The sequence below is a fragment of the Pseudomonas syringae KCTC 12500 genome (genome assembly GCF_000507185.2).
Lineage (GTDB): Bacteria > Pseudomonadota > Gammaproteobacteria > Pseudomonadales > Pseudomonadaceae > Aquipseudomonas > Aquipseudomonas syringae.
The window spans coordinates 3088888-3108754 of sequence record NZ_AYTM02000002.1 but is presented as its reverse complement, the minus strand read 5'-3'; the positions used below and the strand labels follow the sequence as shown (position 1 = coordinate 3108754).

Sequence of the window (19867 nt, the reverse complement as noted above, 5' to 3'; positions counted from 1 at the left end):
TTCTTGATTTCAACAGGTTTGGAAACTGGAACAGCAACAGGAGCGGACATACTTATACCTTCGCCACGAGTGGGCGACCCAGCAGGCCTTGGGGACGGAAGATCAGAATCAGCACCAGCAGGCCGAAACTGAACACGTCTTTGTAATCGGAGTTGATCAGACCGGAGAACTGCGACTCGGCAACCCCCAGGATCAAACCGCCCAGCATGGCACCCGGCAACGAACCGATCCCGCCCAGCACGGCCGCAGTAAACGCCTTGATGCCGATGATGAAGCCGGCATAGAAGTCGAACGTGCCGTAATTCATGGTGATCAGCACACCGGCCAGCGCCGCCATGGCAGCGCCGATGATGAACACATAGGAAATGACCCGGTCGGTGTTGATGCCGAGGATCGAGGCCATCTTGCGGTCTTGCTGCGTGGCCCGGCACATGCGGCCCAGCTTGGTGTACTTGATGATGTAGGTCAGCACGCCCATGCCGACGAAGGCGGCAATGAGGATGAAGATCTTGGTGTAGGTGATCTGCACGAAGCCGCTGCCGACTTCAAAGCGCCACGCACCTTCGAGCAGCGTCGGCACGCCTTGCTGGCGCGCGCCCTGGCTGATCTGTGCGTAGTTCTGCAGGATCAGGGAAATGCCGATGGCGCTGATCAGCGGCGCCAGACGGGTCGAGTTGCGCAGTGGCTTGTACGCCACACGCTCGATAACGAAGCCGTAAACGCCAGTGACCACAATGGTAAAGATCAGCGTACCGAGAATCAGGAATGGAAAGGATTCCACGCCGAAGAAAGACAGAACCGCGAGGCCGATGGCGGCCAGGTAGGCGGAAATCATGTACACGTCGCCATGGGCGAAGTTGATCATGCCGATGATGCCGTAGACCATCGTATAACCGATGGCGATGAGGCCGTAGACAGACCCGAGAGTGAGTCCGTTGACCATTTGTTGCAGGAAGATTCCATCCATCACGCACACTCACACAAAAAGGCAGCTCAGCACCCCCCCAGTCACACCCTCGTGAGGCATGACCGACAGGTCCGAAAACGATAGAAGAGATGCAGGCTCGCTCTTGGGCGAGCCCATCATCGGGTCAGCGCCTGACGCGCAGGGCCGACGCGAGGTCTATCTCACTTCTGTTTTTCGAGTTGCTTGTATTTGCCGGCGGCGTCCCACTGGTAAACCACGTAGTCGGAGACTTTCAGGTCACCCTTGGCATCCCAGGCTTTTTCACCCATGACAGTCTTGACCGGGCTGGCCTTGAGCCAGACGGCGGCTGCGTCACCCTTGTTGGACTTGGCGCCGTTGAACCCGGCCGCCAGGGCCTGTACCGAAGCGTAAGCGTACAGGGTGTAACCTTCAGGCTCGTAACCGGCCTTGCGGAACTGTTCCACGACAGCCTTGCTGTCTGGCAATGCGCGCGGGTCAGCGCCGAAGGTCATGTACACGCCATCGACGTACTGTGCGCCACCCGCAGTGGTGACCAGTTCGTCGGTCACGACGCCATCATCGGACATGAACTTGACGTCCTTGAGGCCCTGCTCGCGCATCTGCCGAACCAGCGGACCGGCTTCCGGGTGCAGACCGCCGAAGTACACGACGTCAGCGCCCACCGAACGAATCTTCGTCACCAGCGCACTGAAATCTTTCTCGCCACGGGTCAGACCCTCTTCGAGGATCGGCTTGACGCCACGCGCGGTCAGTTGCTTGGCCGTTGCGTCAGCGAGGCCCTTACCGTAAGTGTCCTTGTCATTGATAACGGCGACTTTCTTGCCTTTGAGCACGTCGACGATGTAGTCACCGGCAACGATACCCTGCTGATCGTCACGACCGCACATGCGGAACATTTCTTTCATGCCTCGCTCGGTCACGGTAGGGTTGGTCGAGCCTGGCGTGATGGCAATCACCCCTGCATCGCTGTAGATATCAGAAGCCGGAATGGTCGACGATGAACAGAAGTGTCCGACCACGCCAATCACCTTGTCCTGATCCACCAGGCGGTTGGCAACCGCCACGGCCTGCTTGGGCTCACAGGCGTCATCGCCCGCGACCAGTACGATTTTCTCCCCGTTGACACCACCTGCCGCATTAATCGCATCGGCTGCTGCCTGCGCGCCCTTCATGTATTGCTGACCAAACGACGCATTCGCGCCGGTCATCGGGCCCGCTACGCCGATTTTCACGTCCGCCTGTGCAAACGAAGACACGCCCAATGCAGTAGCCACTGCAATTGCCAGAAAACCTTTCCTGTAAAACGTATGCGACATAAGTGGTGCTCCTGAGGATATTTTTTTAGTTGGCACTTTCATGATCGAACAGATACAGAGTTGCTCAGAGCAAGGCGCGTGCCATCGCTTTTTAGTTGAAGGAGATGTCGCGTTTTTCGTGTCGATCCATCATGCAACGCCGCGCAACAGGGCACTCTGGTTGCTTCGAGCGCGCAAGGTGCAACCCCGGAAGAAAAAAGAGCAACCCGTGCGCACTCGAGTAGCAACCAGCACATGCCATGATGGGCAACCCACCTGTAACAGCCCACGTCACCGAATTGCACACGCCCGGTGCGCGAACGCTACGAGACGCACCATTTGAGGCTAGCGGATTAAACGCGGCCTGCCGCAGCCATCGTCAGATTCTGAAACGCGCGTCACGCGACGCCAGTAATAACGTCCCTGCATACGCCCGACAAACGACCTTTAAGCGAGATATCATTCCGATAATTCATATTGCTTACGCCAGCCCCTTCGCGCCGCAAACAGAGAAGTCATCATGCTGAACAAACGTCATCTGCCCTCGATAGCCGCATTGCAATGCTTTGAGGCAGTGACTCGGCACCTGAGCTTCACGCGCGCAGCAGAAGAACTCAACCTGACCCAGAGCGCTGTCAGCAAGCAGGTCGCGCAACTCGAAGAGCTGGTTCAGCACCTGCTGTTTCAGCGCGTGCGCCGCCGTCTGCAACTGACGCCAGCCGGGGCGCTGTATCTGGCCGAAGTGCGCAAGATCCTGACCCAGATCGAGATGTCCACCCACTTCCTGCGCTCCTACGGCGGGGAAACCGAGGTGCTGCGGGTCTCCACCCCGTCGACATTCGGCGCCCGCTGGCTGGTGCCGCGCCTCAAGGGCTGGCGCTTGCGTCACCCGCACATTCACCTGGACCTGATCAACGAGCAGGAATCCGATGACCTGATCAAGGGCCGCTGCGACGTGTCGTTCTATTTCGGCCAGGCCGCCATGCCCGGTGCAGAAAGCGTGAAGTTGTTCGGCGAGGAACTGGTGCCGGTGTGCGCCCCCGAAAGCCTGCCCGACGAGCCGCTCGGCGACCCGACGCAACTGAGCGAGCTGGTCCTGCTGCAGAATGCCTTCCGCCCCGAAGCGTGGCATGAATGGTTCGAAAGCCAGGGCTATCACACCGACCACAGCTATCACGGGCCACGCTTTGAAACTTTCTATATGTGCATCCGCGCAGCCCAGGTCGGCTGCGGCGTTGCGCTGCTGCCACGCTTTCTGGTCGAGGAGGAACTGGCCGAGGGCAAACTGGTGATTGCCTGGGATTACGCATTGCCCAGCACTAACAGCGCCTACTACCTGTCCTATCCGGAACACACCGCCGACGTGCCCAAAATCCGGGTTTTTCTACAGTGGATGCTGGAACAGTTGGATCAACCCCCCGCTTAAGGGCGACAATGCACCCCCATCCGGCCGTGAGCCTTCCATGGTGACAGACAGGAAGTCACGCGCCCCACTTTATCCGGCTGCTCTGGAGAGCCTGATTAAATGAGCGAGAGCGCCTTTTCCAATCGCATCGTGCAAAGCCTGCTCGATACCGATTTCTACAAGCTGACCATGATGCAGGCCGTCCTGCACAACTACCCGAACGTGGACGTCGAGTGGGAGTTTCGTTGCCGCAACGGGGAGGACCTTCGCCCCTATCTGGATGAAATCAAGCACCAGATCGAGCTGCTGTGCGAGCTGTCGCTGAGCCCCGAACACCTGGCTTTTCTGGAGCGCATCACCTTCATTAAACCGGATTTCCTGCGCTTTCTCGGGCTGTTCCGCTTCAATACCCGCTACGTGAAAACCACCATCGAGAATGACGAACTGTGCATTCGCCTGCACGGACCGTGGCTGCACGTCATCCTGTTTGAAGTCCCGCTGCTGGCCATCGTCAGCGAAGTGCGCAACCGGCATCGTTACCCGGACACCCTGCTCAGTCAGGCGCGGAATCGTCTGTATGACAAGTTCGAGTGGCTGACCACGCATGCCACGACGGACGAACTGGCCGAGCTGAAAGTGGCAGACTTCGGCACGCGCCGGCGGTTTTCCTACCGCGTGCAGGAAGAAATGCTTGGCGTCCTGAAAAACGACTTCCCCGGGCAGTTCGTCGGCACCAGCAATGTGCATCTGGCGCGCCAGCTCGATCTGAAGCCGCTTGGCACGATGGCCCATGAATGGATCATGGCGCATCAGCAGCTGGGACCGCGCCTGATCGACAGTCAGATTGCCGCGCTCGATTGCTGGGTCCGCGAATATCGCGGCCTGCTGGGGATCGCGCTGACCGACTGCATCACCACCGATGCTTTCCTGAACGACTTCGATCTGTACTTCGCCAAGCTGTTCGACGGTTTGCGCCATGATTCGGGCGATCCGGTGAAGTGGGCCGAAAAATGCATCTCGCATTACCAGAAGCTCGGTATCGATCCGATGAGCAAGACCCTGGTGTTTTCCGATGGGCTGAACCTGCCCAAGGCGCTCGATATCTTTCGCGCACTGCGCGGACGCATCAATGTCAGCTTCGGGATCGGCACCAACCTGACGGCCGACATCCCCGGCATTGCGCCGATGAACATGGTATTGAAAATGACGGCGTGCGCCGGTCAGGCCGTAGCGAAAATCTCTGACGAGCCCGGCAAGACGCAGTGCAAGGACCCGAACTTTGTCGCCTACCTGCGGCATGTGTTCAAGGTGCCGAATTTGCCTAGCCCGGAAAAACCCGCTTGAATTGTCCTATCTACGAGGAGTGAATCATGCACGCCGTACAGCGCCAGATTGCTGAACAGCTCAAGGTCCAGCCACCTTTCGCGGACCAGAACGCGCTGCAGGCCGAGGTCGCCCGCCGCGTCAACTTCATCAAGGAGTGCTTGCAGAACGCACGGCTCAAGACCCTGGTGCTCGGCATCAGCGGCGGGGTCGACTCACTGACGGCGGGTTTGCTCGCCCAGCGTGCGGTCAAGGAGCTACGTGAAAGCACGGGGGACAACGCCTACCGCTTCATCGCAGTGCGCCTGCCTTATGTGGTGCAGGCCGATGAGCACGAAGCCCAGGCCTCTGTCGACTTTATCGAGCCAGACGAGCGCCATACCATCAACATCGGCAGCAGCGTCAAGGCACTGGCCGCCGAGGTGAAGGCATTCGACGGGCTTCCAGCGACCTCGGTGGATTTCGTGCTCGGCAACACCAAAGCACGCATACGCATGGTCGCGCAGTACACCGTCGCCGGGGCGTACCAGGGGCTGGTGATCGGCACCGATCACGCGGCCGAAGCGGTGATGGGTTTCTTCACCAAGTTCGGCGACGGCGCCTGCGACCTGGCACCGTTGAGCGGCCTGGTGAAAAACCAGGTACGCGCCATCGCCCGCCATTTCGGCGCACCGGAATCACTGGTCGAGAAAGTGCCGACTGCGGACCTGGAAGACCTGTCACCTGGCAAACCGGACGAAGCCTCGCACGGCGTGACCTACGCCGAGATCGACGCCTTCCTGCACGGCGAGCCGGTACGCGAGGAAGCCTTCCGGATCATTTGCGAAACCTACGCCAAGACCCAGCACAAACGCGAATTGCCTTACGCACCATGAGTGATCTGCGCGGCACGGATTTGTGACGCTCATTGCTGGCTATCGTGCCGACGCTCTGCGTCGGCATGCAGTTCTGGACGCTACGCGTCCGATCCTGAATCTGCGCAGCAGCTCAGATCTGTGACGCAGAGCGTCACGAACGGCATTCCCACGCGTAGCGTGAGGAACGATACTCTCAGACGCTCCGGAGACCTGCCGTTACTTCAGGGTCACAGCGCCTTTCATCATGCTGATATGGCCCGGGAAGGTGCAGAAAAACTGGTATTTTTCCGCCGGATCAAGCTTCGACACGTCAAACGTCACCGAATCCTTTTCGCCAGCACCGATGACTTTGGTGTGGGCAATGACGCGGGTATCGTCCGGTTTCACGTAATCCTTGTCGATGCCAACCGACATGCCGTCAGTGGTGATCGCCTGAGCGTCGGCTTCTTTGCCCAGTACCCAGTTATGCCCCATGACATTCTTCGGCAGGCTGCCGGAGTGAGTCAGGTTGACGGTGAATTCCTTGCAGCCCTTGTCGATCTCAATGGCTTTGGTGTCGTACATCATTTGATCGGTCGAATCGACTGTGACCGAGCACTCGGCAGCCAGCAATTGACCACTGGCCAATGACAACAGCGAAATCGCTACAAGCTTGCGAATCATTTGAATCTCCAGGGCAGGACTTGATTAACGTAAAACTGATGTAAGAAGAGAGTGCCCGATCAGGGCAGGGGTTCCAAGAACGTGCGTCAAATGGTCCCGCGGACGCTCGCGAGAGAGCGCCCTTTTGAAGAACGATTCACGGGACCCGGTAATTAGCCGCTGACCGGCATCACCGTGACCCGCACATCCGGATCATGCGTGCCGCCGCCCAGAATCACGCCACGCAACGGCGAGACATCGGAGAAATCGCGCCCCCAGGCCAGGCTGATGTGTTCCAGCGCAGGCTGCACATTGTTGGTGGGGTCGAAGTCGACCCAGCCAGAGGCCGGGCAGAATACCGAGACCCAGGCGTGCGAGGCATCGGCACCGATCAGCCGGGGCTGGCCCGGTGGCGGCTGGGTGAGCAGATAGCCGCTCACATAGCGCGCTGCCAGGCCCCGGGAGCGCAGACACGCCAGCATCAAATGGGCGAAGTCCTGGCACACGCCACGCCGCCGCTCCAGCACTTCCACCAGCGGCGTAGCGACCTGAGTGGCCTCTCCATCGAAGGTGAATTCCTCGAAAATCTTTTCCATCAAGGCCTGTACGCACAGCAACAACGGGCGGCCAGGCGGGAAACAGACCTGCGAGAATTCGACGAACGAGCGCTTCAGGTGAACGTAGGGGGATTCGAAGCGATAGCGGCAGGCCTCCAGAATGTCCTCGGTCATCGGCTTGGCGCTGTACGTCAGCGCACTGCGGGTCACCTCCCATTCCGGCGACAGATTGAAGTCCAGAAACGGCTTCTCCATGACCTCGATACGCAACCGCGCATTGACCTGCAACTCATCGTGCGGACGCTCGAAGGCCAGACGAGTCAGCGGGTTGCCGAACACATCCAGCTCATCGCGACGCGTAGTGGGTTCAGGAAGAATCTCCAGCGCCTGCTCGGTGCAACGCTGCCAGGGACTGCTGCGCGGCCACAGGTGCGCCAGTTGCTGGGCCAGCGAAACCGGGCTGTCGTACTTGTAATGCGTGTCATGGAAAATCTGGTAGAAAGCGCTCATCAGACAGACACCGTGCGTTGGCTGACATCATCGACGTGGGCAAAATGGCGCAACGCCAGGCGATCGGACGCCAGGCCACTGCTGTCGCCAATGCTTTGCAGCAAGTCCGCCAGCCCGTCGAGCACGGCATCGATACTGCTCTGGCCAAACAAAGGGTTCTCCAGGCTGCCCAGGTCGAACGCGGCAAGACGCTGCGCCAACACCGACAGGCTGCTGTCGCGTGGCGCATCGAACTCGTCGTTCAAGCGGCGCAACGAGCGCTGCACCAGCTTGAGTTGGAACAGCACCGCATGCGGGTTCTGATCGTCGAGCAGCAACAGGTCGAGCACCGGAATCAGGTGCGGCACGGCCATGTAGCGCGAGCGATAGGTGATGCTGCTGTTGCCCAGCTCCAGCAACCACTCCAGCCCGGCCCGTTCGAAAACCACCAGCCCGCGCAAAAACGCCGACAGACTGGTGCTGAGAAACTTCAGGCGCTCGATCCGTCGCCCGATCATGAGGAAATTCCAGCCTTCGTCACGGGTCATGTCGTCCAGCGCAAAACCGGACAGCGCCGCCAGCGACATCACCAGGCGGTTGAGAAAATCCAGCAGCTCGCCGAAATCCGGCTCTTCGCTTTCCAGGCTCAAGGCTTCGCGCTGCAACTCGACCAGCGCCTGCCAGTTTTCCTTGGATAACTTGCCACGCACTTGCGAAGCGGCCCATTGCAGCCGCTGCAAATTGGCCCGAAGGCTGAACGGCCACTCGTCCCCCAGCAGCGCGACAAGCAGGCGATCCTTCAGCTCTTCGCCCTCCTGCGCCTCGGGCAGCATGCCCAGGCTCTCGGCCAGCGCGACGGCGGCTTGCAGCGCGAGAGGGTCATCATCGTCGACGTAGCGCGTCAGCATGATGCGCAGCAGGCGCGCACTGTCGTCGCAGCGCTCGCAGTAACGTCCGAACCAGAACAGGTTTTCCACCACCCGTGACGGCAGATAAGGGTCGCGACGGATCAAGTCGTAGACACCCAGCTTACGCTGGCCCTTCCACGGCTCGCCGAGGTGCGAGCGCTCGCCCAGCACCCAGGTGTCCTTGCTCGCCCCACCACGCTGCATCGAAACCACGTCGGCATCGGCTTCGGCGGCCACACGGGTCAGGCCGCCCGGCAGCACGCGATAGCCGTCGAGGCTGGCCACTGCATACACCCGCATGCCGATGGCGCGCGGCTGCAAACCGGAGCCATCAGCCTGCAGCACCGGAGCATGGGACAACTGCGCTAGCTCCTGAGCGACGTAGGCATAGGGCCGCGACTGCATGCGCTGGGCAAGTGCAAGGCGTTGCGCCTCATTCAAGTCACGGCCGAACACCGGCGCGAAGTGCTGTGAGGGGAACGCCGGCTTGATCAACAGATCCGGCAGCTTTTCCAGCGCCTGAGCCAGCACCGGCGGCTCTCCGCACCACCAGGTCGCTACCGAGGGCAGAATCAGATCCTCGCCGAACAAGTACTGACTGATTTTCGGCAAAAAGCCCAACAGCCCTGGGGACTCCAGCACACCACTGCCCAACGCGTTGGCGACCAGCACATTGCCCTGACGCACCGCCTCAAGCAGCCCCGGCACACCCAGCGCAGAGTCGGTACGCAATTCCAGAGGGTCGCAGAAGTCATCGTCCAGCCGGCGCATGATGGCGTGAACCCGACGCAAGCCGCTGAGGGTTTTCAGGTAGACCTTGGCATCGCGCACCGTCAGATCGCCACCCTCGACCAGCGGATAGCCCAGTTGCCGCGCCAGGTACAAGTGTTCGAAGTAGCTCTCGTTGAAACGGCCCGGCGTCAGCAGGACGATCAGCGGCGCCTCGTTGCTGGTCGGCGCCTGACGGGCCAGGGTCTGCTGCAGCGCGTCGAAGAAACCCGACAGGTGCCGGACTTGCAGGTCGCGATAGGTTTCCGGCAGGGCACGCGCGACGCTCTGGCGGTTTTCCAGCGCATAACCGGCACCCGAGGGCGCCTGGGTACGGTCGGCAGTGACCCACCAGCGCCCGTCCGGGGTGCGCGCCAGGTCGACGGCATACATGTGCAGGAACGTGTCTTCAGGGGGCTTCACGCCCTGACATGGCCAGAGAAAGTTGTTGTGGCCAAACACCAGTTCGGCGGGCAAAAGGCCATTGGCGATCAGTGTCTGCGGGCCGTAAAGGTCCGCGAGCACTGCGTTGAGCAGCCGTGCACGCTGGGCAATCCCTGCCGCCACGTGCTGCCATTCATCCGCTGCAATGATGTGCGGCAGCAAGTCCAGCTCCCACGGGCGGTCAGCGCCCTTGGGGTCGGCATACACGTTGTAGGTGACACCGTTTTCCTGGATCTGCCGGGTCAGCAGGGCTTGACGCTGGATCAGTTGCGCCGCGCTGCTGCGCCGCATGTGCTCGTACAGACGACGCCAGTGCGGGCGAACGGCTCCGTCGGCGTCGAGCATTTCGTGGTAAGTACCCTCGGACAGCGGGTAGTGGTCAAGCAGGTCGGGCATGGAAGGCTCGGCAGGCAACGTAAGGACTTCAGATTAGTGCAGTCAGATGTCACGTCCGTGTGCATCTGACGCACAGAGCCACTGTTTTTTTAATGCAGACGCATATCCAGCGTCATCGGCAGCTCATCGTTAATGTTGAGCGACGGAACGTCCAGTTTGCCGGGGGTATGGCCGATGCGGAAGAAACGTGACAGGCGACGGCTTTCCGCTTCGTTGGCGTTGACCGGCAAGGTTTCGTAGTTACGGCCGCCCGGATGGGCGACATGATACTCGCAGCCGCCCAGCGAGCGATGCATCCAGGTGTCGAGCAGATCGAAAACCAGCGGCGCATGCACGCCGATGGTCGGTTGCAGGCAGTTGGCCGGCTGCCATGCGCGATAACGCACTCCGGCAACGAACTCACCGGCCCGCCCGGTCGGCTGCAAAGGCACTGCCACGCCGTTACAGGTCAGCACGTAGCGCTGCGGCGGCAACCCGCTGACATGCACTTGCAGACGCTCAAGCGAGGAATCGACGTAGCGTACCGCGCCACCGGCCGAGCCCTCTTCACCCAGGACATGCCAAGGCTCAAGCGCCTGACGCAGTTCCAGTTCGATACCGTTGACGGCGTAATCGCCCACTTTCGGAAAGCGGAATTCCAGGTGCGCAGAGAACCAGTCGGCCTGCACCGGGTAGCCTGCCGCGTTGAGGTCGGCGACCACATCGGCAAAATCCTGCTCGATGAAGTGCGGCAGCATGAAGCGGTCATGCAGTTGCGTGCCCCAGCGCGCCAGCTTGGCGGGTGCATAGGGTTCACGCCAGAAGCGCGCCACCAGCGCGCGCAGCAACAACTGCTGCGCCAGGCTCATGCGTGCATGCGGCGGCATCTCGAACGCACGCAGCTCCAGCAGCCCCAGCCGTCCGGTTGCACCATCGGGCGAGTAAAGCTTGTCGATGCAGAACTCGGCCCGGTGGGTATTGCCGGTGACGTCGATCAGCAGGTTACGCAGCAGACGGTCCACCACCCACGGCGCAACCTCCTCGCCTGGCGCCGGCATCTGCGCAAAAGCGATTTCCATCTCGTAGAGCGAGTCGTTGCGCGCCTCGTCGATGCGCGGAGCCTGGGACGTCGGGCCGATGAACAGGCCGGAAAACAGGTACGACAGCGAAGGATGGTTGTGCCAGTAGCTGATCAGGCTGCGCAGCAGGTCCGGACGCCGCAGAAATGGCGAGTCCGCCGGCGTCGCGCCGCCCAGGACGAAATGGTTGCCCCCGCCGGTGCCGGTGTGACGGCCATCGATCATGAACTTCTCGGTGGTCAGACGCGTGAGGCGTGCCTGTTCATAGAGAAACTCGGTACGCTCGACCAGTTCGTCCCAGCTCGCCGAAGGCTGCACGTTGACCTCGATCACACCAGGGTCCGGGGTGATCCGGAAATTGCACAGCCGCGGATCGCTTGGCGGCTCGTAGCCTTCCAGCAGGACCGGACACTGCAGTTCTTCTGCAGCCGCTTCGATCACAGCCACCAGCTCAAGGTATTCCTCAAGCTTTTGCAGCGGCGGCATGAACAGGTACAGCCGCCCTTCCCGCGCCTCGGCGCACAACGCCGTGCGGGTCAGCCAGTCGGCCGATTCATCGATCTTCGGCGCGCGCTCGGCGTCCGTGTCTGTGGACTTGAGCGCCGAGGCCAACGAGTCGCTGTCGGCCAGTTCGGGGAAGTCCTGGTTATGGTCGGTCGGGTGAATGAACGGGTATTCCGCCGCCTTGACCCAAGGCTGCGACGCCAGCGGCAATCGATAGCCCAGCGCAGAATCCCCTGGCACCAGACGGCAATGCTCGTCACGCAGGTACCAGCGGCCACTCTGCCAGCTGTCACCGTTCGCGTTGCGAGCCAGCGGCAGGACCTGACCGATCATCTTGTCCAGCCCCTGGGCAAAGACCTTGCGCAGGCGTGCACGCTCCAGCTCATCGCCAAGTTGCGAATCTTCGGCCGTGACGTTGACCGGCAACGCGCCTTCGCGCCATAAGTAGTAGAAATTGTCTTCGTAAGCCGGGAAAACGAAGCGCGCCGGCAGCTTCAGGCGCTCGGCAACACTGGCCAGAAAACGCCCCGCCAGTTCGCCGGTCGCGCCGTAGTCACGAGTCTCATCGGCGATCAGCGTGTTATTGCGCCACACCGGCTGGCCGTCCTTGCGCCAGAAGCAGTTCAGCGACCAGCGCGGCAACTGCTCACCCGGATACCATTTGCCTTGCCCGAAATGCACGATGCCCAGCGGCGCGTAATGCCCGCGCATGCGCTGAAACAGCTCGGCGGACAGCTCACGCTTGCGCGGCCCCAGCGCGGCGGTGTTCCATTCGGCACCATCGCGGTCGTCGATGGACACGAAGGTCGGCTCGCCGCCCATGGTCAACCGCACATCGTCGCGCAGCAGATCGGCGTCGATCTGTCGGCCCAGGGCCTGTATGTCCTGCCATTGCGCTTCGGTGTAAGGCTTGGTGACGCGCGGCGCCTCCCAGATGCGCTCGACCGACATTTCGTGGCTGAAATCGGTTTCGCACGGCTCGACCAGTCCACTGATCGGCGCTGCCGAGGAAGGCTCGGGGCTGCACGCCAGAGGAATGTGTCCTTCGCCAGCGAACAGACCGGAAGTGGCATCCAGCCCGACCCAGCCCGCGCCCGGCAGATAGACCTCGCACCAGGCGTGCAGGTCGGTGAAGTCGACATCCGTACCCGACGGCCCGTCGAGCGCCTCGACATCGGCCTTGAGCTGGATGAGGTAGCCCGACACGAACCGCGCCGCCATGCCCAGATGACGCAACAGCTGCACCAGCAGCCACGCGGAGTCACGGCACGAGCCCGATGCGTTTTGCAGGGTGAATTCCGGGGTCTGAACGCCCGGTTCCATGCGGATCAGGTAAGCGACGTCCTGACTCAGGCGCTGGTTGAGGCCGACCAGAAAGTCGATGGCCGGAATCGGCTCGCGACTGATGCTGTCCAGATACGCCTGAAACCTCGGGGTCAGCGGCAGTTTTTCGAGGTACGGCGCCAGCTCGCGCTGCTCTTCGCTGGCATAGGTGAACGGGATGTTCTCGGCGTAGGGCTCGAGGAAGAAGTCGAACGGATTGAACACCGCCATCTCGGCGACCAGATCGACTTCGACGCGGAATTCATCGGTCTTTTCCGGGAAGACCAGGCGCGCCAGGTAATTGCCTTGAGGGTCCTGCTGCCAGTTGATGAAATGGTTTTCAGGCAGGACTTTCAGCGAATACGACAGCACGCGTGTGCGGCTGTGCGCGGCCGGGCGCAGGCGAACGATCTGAGGACCCAGTTCGACCGCGCGGTCGTAGCGATAGTGCGTGACATGGTGCAAGGCAATATGAATCGACACGGCGTGCCTCCTGCGAGCCTGAACGGTAATTGAGCCGCGCAAGACTTATGCCATCCGGTCAAAGTCGTGCGCCAACGAGAGTGGCATTCCCCGCCTGAACAGGCGCAGCACCAAAATCGTGCCGGCCGAAGCCAACGGTGCAAGGGTCGCACAGTAATAAGGCAGACAGTGTGGCAGAGGGATCGAATGGGGGGTGAAGAATTGTGAGCGGTGTGGGTGGGTGGCGTTGATGGATAGAGCGGCGCGGCGCAAGTGGTGTGACGCGGAGCGTCACGAACGGCATTACCACGCTGGAGTGAGGAACGATGATCTCAACTATCGTGCGACGCTCCGCGTCGACATGCCGTTCTGGACGCTCTGCGTCCGCCCCTCTACGAGCAGGCGGCGCTATCGCTGAGCGTTAGCGTGGCACCACTGGCTTGCGCTTGGGCGGTTTGGTGCCTTTGCCTTTGGCTGCATCCATACGCTCCTTGGCGGCCTGCTTGTTGCGCGCCATTGCGGCAGCCTTGGCCTCTTCGCGCTTGTCCCACGGCTTGCTGCCATCGCTTCCACGTGGCGGCAGGCCGGTGTGCTGGGTCTGAATCAGCGTGGTCTTGGCAGTTTTCGCAACCTTGTGGCTGCCCGCCGGCGTCGAGTTCTTGCGGCGCGCACTCTGGTAGCTGTCAGTAACCGGCTGATGCAACGGGATCAGTTGATCCTTGCCCGGCCCGATCAGATCGGCACGACCCATGCGCTCCAGTGCCTCGCGCAGCATCGGCCAGCCTTTCGGGTCGTGATAGCGCAGGAAAGCCTTGTGCAGACGACGCTGCGCTTCGCTCTTCACGATGGTGACCGCATCGCTCTTGTAGGTGACCTTGCGCAGCGGATTCTTGCCCGAGTGGTACATGGCCGTGGCCGTGGCCATCGGCGACGGGTAGAACGCCTGCACCTGGTCCGCGCGGAAACCATTGCCCTTGAGCCACAGCGCCAGGTTCATCATGTCTTCATCAGTGGTGCCCGGGTGGGCAGCGATGAAGTAAGGAATCAGGTACTGCTCCTTGCCAGCTTCCTTGGTGTACTTCTCGAACATGCGCTTGAACTTGTCATAGCTGCCAATGCCCGGCTTCATCATCTGATTGAGCGGACCTTCCTCGGTGTGTTCCGGGGCGATCTTCAGGTAACCACCTACGTGGTGAGTAACCAGTTCCTTGACGTACTCCGGCGACTCGACCGCGAGGTCGTAGCGCAGGCCAGAGGCGATCAGGATCTTTTTCACGCCCGGCAAGGCGCGCGCGCTGCGATACAGCTGGATCAGCGACGAGTGATCGGTATTCAGGTTCGGGCAGATACCCGGGAATACGCAGGACGGCTTGCGGCAGGCCGACTCGATCTCCGGGCTCTTGCAGGCGATGCGATACATGTTCGCGGTCGGCCCGCCCAAGTCGGAAATGACCCCGGTAAAGCCTGGCACCTTGTCGCGGATCTCTTCGATTTCGCGAATGATCGACTCTTCGGAGCGGTTCTGAATGATCCGCCCTTCGTGCTCGGTGATCGAGCAGAAGGTACAGCCACCGAAGCAGCCACGCATGATGTTCACCGAGAAGCGAATCATGTCGTAGGCAGGGATCTTTTCCTTGCCGTACGCAGGATGCGGGACGCGCGCGTAAGGCATGCCAAACACGTAGTCCATTTCTTCAGTGGTCATCGGAATGGGCGGTGGGTTGAACCAGACGTCCACCTCGCCATGCTTCTGTACCAGCGCGCGAGCGTTGCCCGGATTGGTTTCAAGGTGCAACACGCGGTTGGCGTGGGCATACAGCACAGCGTCGTTACGGACCTTTTCTACCGATGGCAGACGGATGACCGTCTTGTCACGGGTCATGCGCGGGCTGGCAAGAATCTGCACCACCTTGGCTTCGTTGGGGTCCTCGACGTTGCCTTTTTCCTGCTCGATGGCGCAGGCCTCGGTGTCCTGGGTGTTGACGTACGGGTTGATGATCTTGTCGACCTTGCCCGGACGGTCGATACGCGTGGAATCGACCTCATACCAGCCCTGCGGCGTGTCACGACGAATGAACGCCGTACCGCGCACGTCGGTGATGTCTTCGATCTTGTGGCCGTAGGACAGACGCTGGGCAACTTCGACAATCGCACGCTCGGCGTTGCCGTACAGCAGGATGTCGGCGCAGGCGTCGATCAGGATCGAGTTGCGAACCTTGTCCTGCCAGTAGTCATAGTGCGCAATGCGGCGCAACGAAGCTTCGATACCACCTAGCACGATTGGTACATGCTTGTAGGCTTCCTTGCAGCGCTGGCTGTAGACCAGACTTGCGCGGTCCGGACGCTTGCCGGCCATGCCGCCCGGGGTATAGGCGTCATCGGAGCGAATCTTCTTGTCCGCGGTATAGCGGTTGATCATCGAGTCCATGTTGCCGGCAGCGACACCGAAAAAAAGATTCGGCTCGCCGAGCTTCATGAAGTCGTCTTTGGACTGCCAGTTGGGCTGCGCAATGATCCCGACCCGAAAGCCCTGGGACTCGAGCAGACGACCGATGATCGCCATGCCGAAAGACGGGTGATCCACGTACGCATCGCCGGTAACGATGATGATGTCGCAGGAATCCCAGCCAAGCAGATCCATTTCTTCCCGGCTCATGGGCAGGAAAGGTGCTGGTCCGAAACATTCGGCCCAGTACTTGGGATAGTCAAATAACGGCTTGGCTGATTGCATGTTCAGGACCTACGTTTGCACGTTGGAAAAATCGCGGGCGCGGAATATAGCACATTTTTTGATCAAGTCCGACCACGGTGGTCGGATTTGATCGGCTCGACCCGAAGTCAATCGTCGTCAAAGTTGTAACTGCCCGGCGCCAGGTTCTCGAAGCGCGTGTATTTACCGATGAACGCCAGACGCGTGGTGCCGATGGGGCCGTTACGCTGCTTGCCGATGATGATCTCGGCAATGCCCTTGTGCTCGGTTTCCGGGTGGTACACCTCGTCCCGGTAGACGAACATGATGACGTCGGCGTCCTGCTCGATCGCTCCGGATTCCCGGAGGTCAGAGTTGATCGGGCGCTTGTTGGGACGCTGTTCAAGGGAACGGTTGAGCTGCGACAGGGCAATGACCGGGCAGTTGAATTCCTTGGCCAGCGCTTTCAACGAGCGCGAGATCTCGGAAATCTCGTTGGTACGGTTGTCACCGCTGGAACCGGGGATCTGCATCAGTTGCAGGTAGTCGATCATGATCATGGCGATGTCGCCATGCTCACGCACGATCCGCCGTGTCCGCGCACGCATTTCAGACGGGCTGATACCGGCCGTGTCATCGATGAACAGTTTGCGGTCATTGAGCAGATTGACCGCCGATGTCAGACGCGGCCAGTCATCGTCATCAAGCCGGCCGGCCCGCACCTTGGTCTGGTCGATGCGCCCCAGCGAGGACAACATACGCATGATCAGCGATTCGCCTGGCATCTCCAGCGAGTAGACCAGCACCACCTTGTCACTGCGCAGTACCGCGTTCTCGACCAGGTTCATGGCGAAGGTGGTCTTACCCATCGACGGACGTCCGGCAACGATGATCAGGTCGGAGGGTTGCAGTCCGCTGGTCTTTTCATCGAGATCGGTATACCCGGTCGACAAGCCGGTAATGGCGTTGTCGCTGTTGAACAGCGTGTCGATACGGTCGATGGCCTTGGTCAGCAGGTCGTTGACGCTGACCGGACCGCCGGTCTTGGGGCGCGCTTCGGCGATCTGGAAGATCTGCCGTTCAGCCTCGTCAAGAATCTCTTCGGCGGTCCGGCCTTCGGGGTTGAACGCACTGTCGGCGATTTCGGTACTGATGCCGATCAACTGCCGCAGCGTGGCCCGGGCCCGGACGATCTGCGCATAGGCCTTGATGTTGGCGACAGAAGGCGTGTTTTTTGCCAGCTCGCTGAGGTAGCCCAGCCCGCCCACTTGCGAGGTCTGCCCTTCCTTGTCCAGCTGTTCAGCCAGGGTGACCACGTCAATCGGGCTGTTCTGATCGGCCAACCGGGCGATGGCGCGGAATATCAGGCGGTGGTCATGTCGATAGAAATCACCATCGGAAACTTGATCGAGCACCCGCTCCCAGGCGTTGTTGTCCAGCATCAGTCCACCGAGTACAGCCTGTTCGGCCTCGATGGAATGTGGCGGCACCTTCAGGGCAGCGGTTTGCAGATCGTATTGTTCGGGGGCGGAAATATCGTTCATGGCCACTTCAATTCGAGGTTTGCAGAATGGGGATGGCACAAAGACAAAGGGCACGACCTGTAAACAGGATCGTGCCCGATGTTAATCCTCTGACGACAATGTCACCAGACGATTACGTGTTGCTTAAGCAGCCACTACGACAACGCGTACGGTCGCTTCTACGTCGCTGTGCAGGTGCACGGCTACGTCGAATTCACCAACGTTGCGGATAGTGCCGTTCGGCAGACGAACTTCGCTTTTTGCAACTTCAACGCCAGAGGCGGTCAGTGCATCAGCGATGTCGTGGGTGCCGATCGAACCGAACAGCTTGCCTTCGTCACCAGCGGTGGCAGTGATAGTCACTTCCAGCTCAGCCAGTTGGGCAGCGCGAGTTTCGGCAGATGCTTTCTTGTCTGCAGCCAGTTTTTCCAGCTCGGCACGACGCTCTTCAAACGCAGCCACGTTGGCAGCGGTTGCAGCGGTTGCTTTGCCGTAAGGCAGCAGGTAGTTACGACCGTAGCCGGCCTTAACGTTTACTTTGTCGCCCAGGTTGCCCAGGTTGGCGACTTTTTCCAGAAGGATCAGTTGCATGTGGAAATCCTCTTAACTTTTAACCTTCACCGTTCGCAGGACCATTGCCGGAATCTTTCGAGCTCCGGCGACCGCGAAAATCAATCAGGCTGTCGACAATGGCAATTACCACGAGCAACGGATAAATCAGCTGCATGAACACCAGCAGCGTGATGTACATCCCCACCAGCCAGAACCTGGACAGACGCTTTTCAGCGGCCAGTCCGTGAATCAGGGCCAGACCCGCAAAGACCAACGGTACGCTGCACAGCGGTGTAAGCATCGCTATCTGCGGACCGAAATTCGGCCCCACCAGCATGCACACCACCAGCACCAACGCCGGCACCAGCGGGAGTTTCACGGCGCGAAATTCACGCCCGAAACCACCAGGGTTGTACATCATCGCTTGCCAGTACCGCCCAAGAATCAGGCACAGCACACTGACGATTTGCAGCACAGCCGCTATCAGGCCATTCAGGACAGGTGCAATCAGTGCCCCCAGACGCGCTCGCTCTTCTACGTTCAACTGCTCGTAGAGCCCGGCCAGCATTGTCGGCAGATGTTTCTGCAACTCCTGCGACATTGCTTCCAGAGGTTCGCGAAAAACCGTGCCCAGAATTACTGCATACACCACACCCAACGCCACGCTGACCAGCAGCACACGGACCCAGGACTCGCTGGCACGCAAAACCATTGCCAAACTCAGTGAACCCGCCAGCACCATGGCTGTACGAGGTTCACCGAAATACCACCAGACCAAAGCCGGCAGCAGAGCCCAGGACAGGACACCAACGGCATCACTGAACCCGCGTCGCAGGAGCACAAGGCACCCTGCGGCAGCACTCAACCAGAACAACAGCGGCAATGCCGCACATCCAGCCACTACGAGAGTGGCCTGCATACGGCCGCGCATGATGAATTCAGCCAGGGCACGCATGCTTTCTATCCTTTGTTACGTTTTGTCGACTACCTGGTCTCAGCGGCCGTGGCTGTCGGTGTAGGCCAGCAGGGCCAGGAAGCGGGCACGCTTGATAGCGGTGGCCAGCTGACGCTGATAACGTGCTTTGGTACCCGTGATACGGCTTGGAACGATTTTGCCGGTCTCGGATACGTAGGCTTTCAGAGTGTTGAGATCTTTGTAATCGATCTCTTTGACGTCTTCAGCGGTGAAGCGGCAGAATTTACGACGACGGAAGAAACGTGCCATGTAATTGGCTCCTCAAAAGGTCCGTGGATTACTCGTCAGCGTTATCGCTAACGTCGCTGTTGTCGCCGTCATCGCCATCGGCGCTGTCGGAGTGCTCAGGACGGTCACGACGCTCACGGCGCTCACTGCGGTTCTCTTCAGCCTTGAGCATCTCGGACTGGCCGGTTACGGCTTCGTCGCGACGGATGACCAGGTTACGGATCACAGCATCGTTGTAACGGAAGTTGTCTTCCAGCTCGGCCAGAGCCTTGCCAGTGCACTCAACGTTCAGCATCACGTAGTGAGCCTTGTGAACATTGTTGATTGCGTAAGCCAGTTGACGACGGCCCCAATCTTCCAGACGGTGGATTTTGCCGCCGTCTTCTTCGATCAGCTTGGTGTAACGCTCTACCATGCCGCCGACTTGCTCGCTTTGATCCGGGTGGACCAAAAAGATAATTTCGTAATGACGCATGAATGCTCCTTACGGGTTGTAGCCTGCCGCTCAAATAGCGGTCA

General features: G+C 60.3%; 15 protein-coding genes. 3 read left to right on the top strand and 12 right to left on the bottom strand.

Annotated features, from left to right (window positions below):
• Window positions 1–52: 52 nt before the first annotated feature.
• Window positions 53–967, bottom strand: a complete 915-nt coding sequence (locus tag V476_RS14045) for an ABC transporter permease subunit (RefSeq protein ID WP_003317221.1) — start codon at window positions 965–967, stop codon at window positions 53–55.
• 161 nt (window positions 968–1128) lie between these two features.
• Window positions 1129–2265 carry a branched-chain amino acid ABC transporter substrate-binding protein gene (locus V476_RS14040; RefSeq protein WP_024960661.1) on the bottom strand — a complete coding sequence of 379 codons (1137 nt, stop codon included), beginning with the start codon at window positions 2263–2265 and terminating at the stop codon, window positions 1129–1131.
• A gap of 499 nt (window positions 2266–2764) precedes the next feature.
• On the opposite strand from V476_RS14040, the gene V476_RS14035 reads away from it, so the two are divergent.
• The 3 genes from V476_RS14035 to nadE all read left to right on the top strand — a co-directional run bounded on the left by V476_RS14035 (window position 2765) and on the right by nadE (window position 5847).
• Window positions 2765–3670, top strand: coding sequence for a LysR substrate-binding domain-containing protein (locus V476_RS14035; protein WP_003393513.1), 906 nt, complete (start codon window positions 2765–2767; stop codon window positions 3668–3670).
• 99 nt (window positions 3671–3769) lie between these two features.
• The gene (gene pncB / locus V476_RS14030) at window positions 3770–4993 is read left to right on the top strand and encodes a nicotinate phosphoribosyltransferase (RefSeq protein WP_003393514.1); all 1224 of its coding nucleotides are present in this window, start codon (window positions 3770–3772) and stop codon (window positions 4991–4993) included.
• 26 nt (window positions 4994–5019) lie between these two features.
• Window positions 5020–5847 carry an NAD(+) synthase gene (nadE, locus tag V476_RS14025; RefSeq protein WP_024960662.1) on the top strand — a complete coding sequence of 276 codons (828 nt, stop codon included), beginning with the start codon at window positions 5020–5022 and terminating at the stop codon, window positions 5845–5847.
• A gap of 198 nt (window positions 5848–6045) precedes the next feature.
• Here the strand turns inward: nadE and azu are convergent, their stop codons facing one another.
• The 10 genes from azu to rpsF form a co-directional block, all read right to left on the bottom strand.
• Window positions 6046–6492, bottom strand: coding sequence for an azurin (gene azu, locus V476_RS14020; protein ID WP_003319566.1), 447 nt, complete (start codon window positions 6490–6492; stop codon window positions 6046–6048).
• A gap of 152 nt (window positions 6493–6644) precedes the next feature.
• Window positions 6645–7538, bottom strand: coding sequence for a transglutaminase family protein (locus tag V476_RS14015; protein ID WP_024960663.1), 894 nt, complete (start codon window positions 7536–7538; stop codon window positions 6645–6647).
• Window positions 7538–10033: a circularly permuted type 2 ATP-grasp protein gene (locus tag V476_RS14010; protein WP_024960664.1), complete on the bottom strand. Its 2496-nt coding sequence runs from the start codon at window positions 10031–10033 to the stop codon at window positions 7538–7540. The genes V476_RS14015 and V476_RS14010 overlap by 1 nt, the downstream gene beginning before the upstream one ends.
• Before the next feature lie 89 nt (window positions 10034–10122).
• Window positions 10123–13401, bottom strand: a complete 3279-nt coding sequence (locus tag V476_RS14005) for a transglutaminase family protein (protein ID WP_024960665.1) — start codon at window positions 13399–13401, stop codon at window positions 10123–10125.
• A 400-nt stretch (window positions 13402–13801) separates the two neighbouring features.
• Complete coding sequence (locus V476_RS14000) at window positions 13802–16111, bottom strand: YgiQ family radical SAM protein (protein WP_003422338.1); 2310 nt, start codon at window positions 16109–16111, stop codon at window positions 13802–13804.
• Between the two features lie 107 nt (window positions 16112–16218).
• A complete protein-coding gene (gene dnaB / locus V476_RS13995; RefSeq protein WP_016567072.1) occupies window positions 16219–17613 on the bottom strand; it encodes a replicative DNA helicase in 1395 nt (464 codons plus the stop codon).
• Window positions 17614–17736: 123 nt separating this feature from the next.
• Window positions 17737–18183 carry a 50S ribosomal protein L9 gene (gene rplI, locus V476_RS13990; RefSeq protein WP_003317208.1) on the bottom strand — a complete coding sequence of 149 codons (447 nt, stop codon included), beginning with the start codon at window positions 18181–18183 and terminating at the stop codon, window positions 17737–17739.
• Between the two features lie 19 nt (window positions 18184–18202).
• Window positions 18203–19099 (bottom strand): YybS family protein, encoded by an 897-nt coding sequence (locus V476_RS13985; protein ID WP_024960666.1) that lies wholly within the window; start codon window positions 19097–19099, stop codon window positions 18203–18205.
• 39 nt (window positions 19100–19138) lie between these two features.
• Window positions 19139–19369 (bottom strand): 30S ribosomal protein S18, encoded by a 231-nt coding sequence (gene rpsR, locus V476_RS13980; RefSeq protein ID WP_002551829.1) that lies wholly within the window; start codon window positions 19367–19369, stop codon window positions 19139–19141.
• A 28-nt stretch (window positions 19370–19397) separates the two neighbouring features.
• The gene (rpsF, locus tag V476_RS13975) at window positions 19398–19823 is read right to left on the bottom strand and encodes a 30S ribosomal protein S6 (protein WP_002551828.1); all 426 of its coding nucleotides are present in this window, start codon (window positions 19821–19823) and stop codon (window positions 19398–19400) included.
• Between the last annotated feature and the right edge of the window lie 44 nt (window positions 19824–19867).

Coding starts and splice junctions, on each gene's coding strand:
- rpsF (WP_002551828.1), bottom strand. CDS start 19,823: ATGCGTCATTACGAAATTATCTTTTTGGTCCACCCGGATCAAAGCGAG.
- dnaB (WP_016567072.1), bottom strand. CDS start 17,613: ATGAACGATATTTCCGCCCCCGAACAATACGATCTGCAAACCGCTGCC.
- pncB (WP_003393514.1), top strand. CDS start 3,770: ATGAGCGAGAGCGCCTTTTCCAATCGCATCGTGCAAAGCCTGCTCGAT.
- V476_RS14035 (WP_003393513.1), top strand. CDS start 2,765: ATGCTGAACAAACGTCATCTGCCCTCGATAGCCGCATTGCAATGCTTT.
- rplI (WP_003317208.1), bottom strand. CDS start 18,183: ATGCAACTGATCCTTCTGGAAAAAGTCGCCAACCTGGGCAACCTGGGC.
- nadE (WP_024960662.1), top strand. CDS start 5,020: ATGCACGCCGTACAGCGCCAGATTGCTGAACAGCTCAAGGTCCAGCCA.
- azu (WP_003319566.1), bottom strand. CDS start 6,492: ATGATTCGCAAGCTTGTAGCGATTTCGCTGTTGTCATTGGCCAGTGGT.
- V476_RS13985 (WP_024960666.1), bottom strand. CDS start 19,099: ATGCGTGCCCTGGCTGAATTCATCATGCGCGGCCGTATGCAGGCCACT.
- rpsR (WP_002551829.1), bottom strand. CDS start 19,369: ATGGCACGTTTCTTCCGTCGTCGTAAATTCTGCCGCTTCACCGCTGAA.
- V476_RS14015 (WP_024960663.1), bottom strand. CDS start 7,538: ATGAGCGCTTTCTACCAGATTTTCCATGACACGCATTACAAGTACGAC.
- V476_RS14040 (WP_024960661.1), bottom strand. CDS start 2,265: ATGTCGCATACGTTTTACAGGAAAGGTTTTCTGGCAATTGCAGTGGCT.
- V476_RS14045 (WP_003317221.1), bottom strand. CDS start 967: ATGGATGGAATCTTCCTGCAACAAATGGTCAACGGACTCACTCTCGGG.
- V476_RS14000 (WP_003422338.1), bottom strand. CDS start 16,111: ATGCAATCAGCCAAGCCGTTATTTGACTATCCCAAGTACTGGGCCGAA.
- V476_RS14010 (WP_024960664.1), bottom strand. CDS start 10,033: ATGCCCGACCTGCTTGACCACTACCCGCTGTCCGAGGGTACTTACCAC.